Origin of the sequence: Sphingopyxis granuli NBRC 100800 (assembly GCF_001591045.1) — a bacterium.
GTDB lineage: Bacteria > Pseudomonadota > Alphaproteobacteria > Sphingomonadales > Sphingomonadaceae > Sphingopyxis > Sphingopyxis granuli.
The window spans coordinates 24,130-32,234 of sequence record NZ_BCUA01000042.1; the positions used below are offsets into that span (position 1 = coordinate 24,130).

Below are 8,105 nucleotides of genomic sequence, written 5' to 3' on the forward strand. Positions count from 1 at the left end.
CGACCCATGAGGAAATTGTTGTCGGCGCTTGCCGTCGCGGCGCTGCTGGCTCAGCCTGCCGCCGCCATCGCCAGGGACCAGGAACCGGTCAAGATTTCGGGACCCGCCAATGCGAAGGGCGTCGGTAGCGTCGCGATCGGCGCGTTCAACGTCGGCTTCATCTTCGAATCGATCGACCAGACGCAGGCGAGCGGCGGCCTGATGGGCGCCTTCGGCGGCACCACCAAGGCAAAGAGCGAACTGGTCGGCGTGACGCCGGCGATGATGCAGACGATCACCGATGCGGCCTATGCCGATTTCGTCTCCCGACTTCAGGCGAGCGGCTATACCGTCCAGACGCCCGCCGACCTGTTCGGTCACGCGGCGCTCGGCAAGAGCAAGTCGCAGGACGTGCCGCTCGACATCAACATCGCGCTCGAAAAGGGCAGCAAGGGCAAGGCGACCTATTTCAAGCCCAGTGATTTGCCGTCGCTGCTGATGATCCCCGGCGACTTCCTGGGGTCGGGGATGAGCAGCATCGGCATCAACATGGCCGCGGGCCAGACCGGCATGGCCTTCGCCAACTATGCGAAACAGGCGGGGGTCGGCGTGATCGACGTCGTCTATCTGATCGACTTTTCGAACCAGAAGCGTCCCGGCGCCTTCAGCTTCGGCGGCATCCAGGTCAACAGCGGCCTGTCGGTCGCGGCCGACTATTCGCGCCTGACGCTGATCGCGCCGAGCGGCAAGCAGTCGGTCATCACCGTCAAGGCCCCGGTCGCGGTCGAGGGCGATTTCATCGAAAAGGACGATGCGACCAGCGGCGCGGACAAGGCGCTGCAATCGGGCGCCAACGTCGCGGGCGGCCTCGCGGCGGTCGCCGGGCTGGGCGGCCTGCGCTTCGGCAAGACGCGCAAGTTCGAATTCGCGGCAAAGCCAGGCGCCTATGAAGAGGGTGCGGCCAAGGCAGCAAGCCTGGCGAGCGAGATGCTGATCGGGCGGCTGGGCGCCTTGCGCTGATCCCCACCGTCGCCCCGCTAAGGCGGGGACCGCCGGCAGCCTTGTGCGACACCGCGAGCGGTCCCATCTTCGCGGGCGACGACGGTTGCGCCAAATCCCTCTTGACGAAGGGCCAAGCGCTCCGCAACCCTCGCGCACACGTGTAAGGGTTCCCAGCGAACGGATTTTCAATGCAATTGGTAATTGTCGAATCGCCTGCCAAGGCGAAGACGATCGAGAAATATCTCGGCCGTGATTTCAAGGTGCTCGCATCCTACGGCCATGTCCGCGACCTGCCGCCCAAGGACGGCTCGGTCGATCCGGACGACGGCTTCGCGATGCAGTGGCAGCTCTATCCCGACAAGGCGAAGCGGCTGAAGGAGATTCAGGACGCGGCGAAGCAGGCCGACCGCCTGATCCTCGCGACCGACCCTGATCGCGAGGGCGAGGCGATCAGCTGGCATGTGCAGGAATTGCTGCGCAGCAAAAAGGCGCTGCCGCAGGCGGTCGAACGCGTCACCTTCAACGCGATCACCAAGCAGGCGGTGACCGATGCGATGGCGCATCCGCGCGACCTCGACACCGATTTGATCGATGCCTATCGCGCGCGGCGCGCGCTCGACTATCTGGTCGGTTTCACCCTGTCTCCGGTGCTGTGGCGCAAGCTGCCCGGCGCCAAGTCGGCTGGCCGTGTCCAGTCGGTCGCGCTGCGGCTGGTGGTCGAGCGCGAGCGCGAGATCGAGGCGTTCGTCACGCAGCAATATTGGTCGGTGACCGGGCTGTTCGAAATGGGCGGCACGCCGTTCAGGGCGCGCCTCGCGCGCTGGCGCGGCGACAAGATCGAGCGGCTGTCGATCACCACCGAAGCCGATGCGCGCGCCGCCGAGGCCGATGTGAAGGCGGGCCATTTCACTGTCGACGCGGTCGAGACCAAGCCGCTCACCCGCAACCCGCCGCCGCCTTTCACCACCTCGACGCTCCAGCAGGAGGCGGCGCGCAAGCTCGGCTTTTCCGCCAGCCACACGATGCGCGTCGCGCAGGACCTCTACGAGGACGGCGCGATCACCTATATGCGGACCGACGGCGTCCAGATGGACGGCAGCGCGATCAGCGCCGCGCGCCGCGCGATCGCCGACCGCTACGACGGCGGCTACGTCCCCGACAAGCCGCGGCAGTATCAGACCAAGGCGAAGAACGCGCAGGAGGCGCATGAAGCGATCCGGCCGACCGATTTCGGCAGGGACCGCGTCGGCGGCGGCGACCATGCGCGGCTCTACGAACTGATCTGGAAGCGCGCGCTGGCCAGCCAGATGGCGTCGGCGCGGCTCGAACGCACCAGCGTCGACCTGTCGGACGGCACCGGCAAGACGATGCTGCGCGCGACGGGGCAGGTGGTGAAATTCCCTGGCTTCCTCGCCCTTTATGACGAGGGGCGCGACGATAACAGCGACGATGAGGACGGCCGCCTGCTCCCCGCGATGGGCAAGGGCGATGCGCCGGCGAAGACCGGCGTCGAGGTCGAGAGCCACGAGACGCAGCCGCCGCCGCGCTATTCCGAGGCGAGCCTCGTCAAGAAGATGGAGGAACTCGGCATCGGGCGACCCTCGACCTATGCCTCGATCCTCCAGGTGCTCAAGGACCGCGCCTATGTGCGCATCGAGAAGAACCGCTTCATCCCCGAGGAAAGCGGGCGGCTGCTGACGGCGTTTCTCGAACGCTTCTTCGCGCGCTACGTCGGCTATGATTTCACTGCCGGGCTTGAGGAAGAACTCGACGACGTGTCGGGCGGCCGGGCGCAGTGGCAGGCGGTGCTCGACCGCTTCTGGCGCGATTTCAAGCCGCGCACCGGCGAGGTGATGGAACAGAAACCGTCGGAAATCACCGCGGCGCTCGACGAATTCCTCGGCGCCTATCTCTTCCCCGACAAGGGCGACGGCAGCGATCCCCGGCTTTGTCCCAATTGCGGCACCGGCCGGCTCGCGCTGCGCGGCGGGCGTTTCGGGCCGTTCATCGCGTGCAGCAACTATCCCGACTGCAAATATACCCGCAAGTTCGCGCAGCCGGGCGGGGCGGACAATGGCGCCGACAGCGGTCCCGAGGCGATGGGAACCGACCCCGACAGCGGGCTCGAGGTGACGAAGCGCAGCGGCCGCTTCGGCCCCTATATCCAGCTCGGCGAGGGCAAGGAGGCGAAGCGTTCGTCGATCCCGAAGGATATCCCTGCCGAGGATTTCGACCTCGACTATGCGTTGCGGCTGCTCAGCCTGCCGCGCGAGGTGGGCATGCATCCCGAAAGCGGCAAGCCGATCGTCGCGGGGCTGGGGCGCTATGGTCCCTATCTGCTCCATGACGGCAAATATGCGAAGTTGACCGGCACCGCCGAAATCTTCGAGATCGGCATGAACGCCGCGGTGGCGCGCATCGCCGACGCGGCGAACGGCGGCGGCCGCGGCGCGCGCGGCAAGGCAGAGCCGCTCAAGACCTTCGGCCCGCACCCGACGAGCGGCGGTGAGATGAAGCTGATGGCGGGGCGTTTCGGCCCCTATGTCACCGACGGCACGACCAACGCAACGCTGCCCAAGACGGTCGAACCCGACGCGCTGACCGCCGAGGAAGCGGTCGCGCTGATCGACGCGCGCGCCGCGAAGGGACCGGCCAAGGGGAAGAAGAAAGCCGCGCCGAAGAAAAAGGCGCCCGCGAAGAAGGCCCCGGCGAAGAAGAAGGCGAAGGAATAGAGTTCCGCGCCTTAACCCAACCCCGTTCGCCCTGAGCTTGTCGAAGGGCCGTTCTTTCTTTCAGGCGCCGCAAAGGAAGAGCGGTGCTTCCCCCGGACTTGATCCGGGGTCAGCACGAACGAAGGCAAGGATAGTCCAGGCGACTTCAGGGCAGGATCAATCGACCCAGTCGAGCCCCATGTCGCGATAGACGCCGCGGTCCTCGTCCCAATTCTCCTTCACTTTCACGTGCAGGAACAGGTGGACCTTGCGCCCCATCAGCTCGGCGAGTTCGGCGCGCGCCTTCGCGCCGATTTCCTTGATCCGGCTGCCCCCCTTGCCGAGGACGATCGCGCGCTGGTTATCGCGCGCGACGAAAATCTGCTGGTGGATTTCGGCGCTGCCGTCGGGGCGCGTCTTGAACAGCTCGGTCTCGACCGTCGACTGATAGGGGAGTTCCTCGTGAAGCTGGCGATAGAGCTGCTCGCGCGTGATCTCGGCCGCGAGCATGCGCTCGGGCGCGTCGCTCACCTCGTCTTCGGGGAAATGCCACGGTCCCTCGGGCATCAGCGAAGCCAGATGCGCCTTGAGATCGGCGACGCCGTCGCCGCTGCTCGCGGCGATGAAGAAGGTTTCGTCGAAGGGCAGCTTCGCATTCAGCTCGGTCGCGATCGTCAGCAGCTTGTCCTTGCGCGTCAGGTCGACCTTGTTGAGGACGAGAAACTTTTTCTCGGGCCGCCCCGCGACGCCTTCCAGCACGCGCTCGACGCGGCCGCTCAGCTTTGCCGCGGCATCGACGATGACGAGGATCGCCTCCGCCTCCTCCAGGCTGCCCCACGCGGCGGCGACCATCGCGCGGTCGAGCCGGCGCGTCGGCGCGAAGATGCCGGGGGTGTCGATCAGCACGATCTGCGTGTCGCCCGCCATCGCGACGCCCATCAGCCGGGTGCGCGTCGTCTGCGCCTTGGGGCTGACGATCGCGACCTTCTGGCCGACGAGCGCATTGACGAGGGTCGACTTGCCCGCATTGGGGGCGCCGACAACGGCCACGAAGCCGCAGCGTTGGGTCATTGTTTCTCTTCCTGTGTCAGCCGGTCGAGCAGAGCGGCCGCCGCGGCCTTTTCGGCCGCCTGCTTCGATGCGCCTTCGCCTTCGGCCTCGGCGAGCTTGCCGACCGCGACCGCGACGCGAAAGCGCGGCGCATGGTCGGGGCCTTCGCGGCGGACGAGGCGATATTCGGGCGGACGGCGCTTGCGGGCGAGCGCCCATTCCTGGAGCGCCGCCTTGGGATGCTTGGGCGCCGAGGTCTGCCCCTCGATCATCGCGCCCCATTCGCGGACGATGAAGGCGCGTGCCGCCGCCTCGCCCTGGTCGAGCCACAGCGCGCCGATCAGCGCTTCGAGCACGTCGGCGGCGACATTGTCGCTCTGCCGCCCGCCGTCGCTGATCGCCTGCGCGCCGAAGCGGACATGTGCGTTGAGGTCGAGCCGCTGCGCGATGCGCGCGCAGGTTTCGCCCGACGCCAGCGCATGCAGGCGCGACGAAAGCTCGCCCTCGCTCGCCTTCGGAAACCGGCGGAACAGCTCGGATGCGATCACCAGCCCCAGCACCCGGTCGCCCAGGAATTCGAGCCGCTGATAATCGCCCGCGCCGCTGCTGCCATGGGTCAGCGCGCGGTGATAGAGGCCAAGGTCGCCGGGCGGCGCGCCGGTGATCGCGGCGATGGTTTCGGCGGACGCGCCTTCGCTCAAAAGCCGTCCCCGATGCGGCTCCACCGCGCGGCGGTGAACCAGCTGATCGGGTTGAGCCAGCTCGCCGAGCCGTCGGTCGAGAACATGCCGACCAGCGCGTGGCCGACCAGATTCTCTTCGGGAACCAGGCCGATCCCCTCATTCTCCACCGCCGGGAAGCGGCTGTCGGCGCTGCGGTCGCGATTGTCGCCCATCAGGAACAGATGCCCGGCCGGCACCGTGACCGGCGGCGTATTGTCCTGCTGGATCGTCGTGATGTCGAGGATCGGATAGCTTTTGCCGTTCGGCATCGTCTCGCGGAACTGCTTGTAGCGGCACTGGCGCCCGCCGTCGGCGGCGGTCTCCTCGAACTCGGGCGAATAGCAGGGCAGGGTGCCCATCGCGCGCGAGGCGTCGATCATGTTCTGCGTCACCGGAATGACGAAATCGGGCATCGGCTCGCGCTTCAGCGGCCGGCCGTTCAACCAGACGGCGCCGTCCTTCACCTGCACCGTGTCGCCGGGCAGGCCGATGACGCGCTTGATATAGTCGTTGTCGCCCACCGGCGGCGCCTTGAACACGACGACGTCGCCGCGTTCGGGGGTGCGCGGAAAGATGCGGCCGGGGATCAGCGGCACGCTGAACGGCAGGCTGTATTTCGAATAGCCATAGGCCATCTTGTTGACGAGCAGGTAATCGCCGATCAGCAGCCGCGGCTGCATCGATTCCGACGGAATGTTGAAGGGCGACAGAAAGAAGCTGCGGAAGATCAGCACCGCGACCGCGAGCAGCGCGAGGAAGCGGATGGTGTCGACCGCCTCCTCCTTTGCGGACATCGGAGCGGGGGCCGGGGGCGCGGGAGTCGGGGCGGCGGAATTTCTGGCGGTTGCGCTGGCGTCGGTCATGCCGCGCATTGGCGACGAATGGACGCGAAGGTCAAGCGAATATCGGCGGACGACGCTGGCATGGGCACCGCCGCTGGCTTATGGAGAAAGCCACATCCCGATCCCGTTCGCATCGAGCGGAAACCAAGAGGACATCCGATGATCACCGCCACCGAAGCCTGGCAGGCCCTCGCCGACTGGCAGCCCCGTCCGCTCGCCGAGCTTGTCGCCGCCGATCCCGATGCGCGGCTTCAGGCGCTCGTCCGCCGCGTCGCCGACATCCGCTTCGATCTCGCCAAGACGCACCTCGACGATGCGGCGGTCGCCATCCTGTCGCGGCTGGCCGAGGCGCAGGATTTCGCGGGGCGGCGCAAGACGCTGTTTTCGGGCGGCATCGTCAACCCCACCGAGGAGCGCGCCGCCGAGCACAGCGCCGAGCGCGGTGATGGCGCCCCCGATTCGGTGCATCGCGCGCAGGCGCTCCACCAGCGGATGCGCATGCTGGTCGACGCGATCGAGGCGGGGGCGTTCGGTGAAATCCGCCACCTGCTGCACATCGGCATCGGCGGTTCGGCGCTCGGCCCCGACCTGCTCGTCGACGCGCTCGGGCGGCACGACCGGCGCTATGACGTCACCGTCGTCTCGAACGTCGACGGCGCGGCGCTGAGCGAGGCCTTCGCGAAATTCGACCCCGAATATACGCTGGTCGCGGTCGCATCGAAGACCTTCACGACGACCGAGACGCTGCTCAACGCCGCGTCGGCGCTGCAATGGCTGGAGGAGGGCGGGGTCGAGGACCCCAGCGGACGCTTCGTCGCGCTGACCGCCAATCCCGACAAGGCGATGGAATGGGGGATCGACGAAACGCGCATCCTGCCGTTCAGCGAGACGATCGGCGGGCGCTATTCGCTGTGGTCGTCGATCGGCTTTCCGGCGGCGCTCGCGCTCGGCTGGGACGCCTTCGCCGAATTGCTCGAAGGCGCGGCGGAGATGGACCGGCATTTCCGGCTGGCCGAGGGTGCCGACAACATCTGCCTGCTCGCCGCCTTTGCCGACCAGCTCTATGCCAACCGCCTCGGCTGCCAGACGCGCGCGGTCTTCGCCTATGACGAGCGGCTGCGGCTGCTTCCCTCTTATCTGCAGCAGCTCGAAATGGAATCGAACGGCAAGGGCGTCACGCTGGACGGCGAGCCGCTGGGCCGCGCGAGCGCCGCGATCACATGGGGCGGCGTCGGCACCGATGCCCAGCATGCGGTGTTCCAGCTGCTCCATCAGGGCACGCATCTGGTTCCGGTCGAATTCGTCGTCGCGCGCGAGGCCGACGATCTGCTCGACGCCGCGCACCACGAAACGCTCGTCGCCAACTGCATCGCGCAGGGGGCGGCGCTGATGGCCGGGCGTGCGAGCGACGACGGCGCGCGCGCCTATCCGGGCAACCGGCCCTCGGCGACGATCCTGCTCGAACAGGTCACGCCGCATCAGCTGGGCGCGCTCATCGCCTTCTACGAGCATCGCGTCTTCGCCAACGCGGTGCTGCTCGGCATCAACCCGTTCGACCAGTTCGGGGTCGAACTGGGCAAGGAAATGGCGAAGGGTCTGGCCGAGGGGACGGTTGCCTTCGATCCCGCGACGCAGGCGCTGATGCAGGCGGCGCTGGGGGAATAACCCATAGGGTCATTGCGAGGAGCATGGCGACGCGGCAATCCGGAGTTGCGTATACCGCTGTAGATGACTCCCCCGGGATCTAGTCGGCGTTTATGCCCTTGAGACAATGATGCTGGTGATCCCCGGCGAAAGCC

The 8,105-nt window shown here is 67.3% G+C and carries 6 protein-coding genes; 3 read left to right on the forward strand and 3 right to left on the reverse strand.

Going from position 1 to position 8,105, the window contains the following annotated elements; translation table 11 throughout:
• Positions 1 to 6 precede the first annotated feature (6 nt).
• A complete protein-coding gene (locus SGR02S_RS11330; protein WP_067109512.1) occupies positions 7 to 999 on the forward strand; it encodes a hypothetical protein in 993 nt (330 codons plus the stop codon).
• A 170-nt stretch (positions 1,000 to 1,169) separates the two neighbouring features.
• Positions 1,170 to 3,713 (forward strand): type I DNA topoisomerase, encoded by a 2,544-nt coding sequence (gene topA / locus SGR02S_RS11335; RefSeq protein ID WP_067109516.1) that lies wholly within the window; start codon positions 1,170 to 1,172, stop codon positions 3,711 to 3,713.
• 156 nt (positions 3,714 to 3,869) lie between these two features.
• On the opposite strand, the gene era is transcribed toward topA, so the two are convergent.
• The 3 genes from era to lepB are packed head-to-tail and all read right to left on the reverse strand — an operon-like array spanning position 3,870 to position 6,258.
• Positions 3,870 to 4,763, reverse strand: a complete 894-nt coding sequence (era, locus tag SGR02S_RS11340) for a GTPase Era (RefSeq protein ID WP_067109519.1) — start codon at positions 4,761 to 4,763, stop codon at positions 3,870 to 3,872.
• Positions 4,760 to 5,443, reverse strand: a complete 684-nt coding sequence (gene rnc, locus SGR02S_RS11345) for a ribonuclease III (protein ID WP_067109522.1) — start codon at positions 5,441 to 5,443, stop codon at positions 4,760 to 4,762. Before rnc ends, era begins: the two co-directional genes overlap by 4 nt.
• Complete coding sequence (lepB, locus tag SGR02S_RS11350) at positions 5,440 to 6,258, reverse strand: signal peptidase I (RefSeq protein ID WP_067109538.1); 819 nt, start codon at positions 6,256 to 6,258, stop codon at positions 5,440 to 5,442. Before lepB ends, rnc begins: the two co-directional genes overlap by 4 nt.
• 207 nt (positions 6,259 to 6,465) lie before the next feature.
• Here lepB and pgi point away from each other — a divergent pair, with 207 nt between their 5' ends.
• Positions 6,466 to 7,971 (forward strand): glucose-6-phosphate isomerase, encoded by a 1,506-nt coding sequence (gene pgi / locus SGR02S_RS11355; RefSeq protein WP_067109525.1) that lies wholly within the window; start codon positions 6,466 to 6,468, stop codon positions 7,969 to 7,971.
• The last annotated feature ends 134 nt before the right edge of the window (positions 7,972 to 8,105 follow it).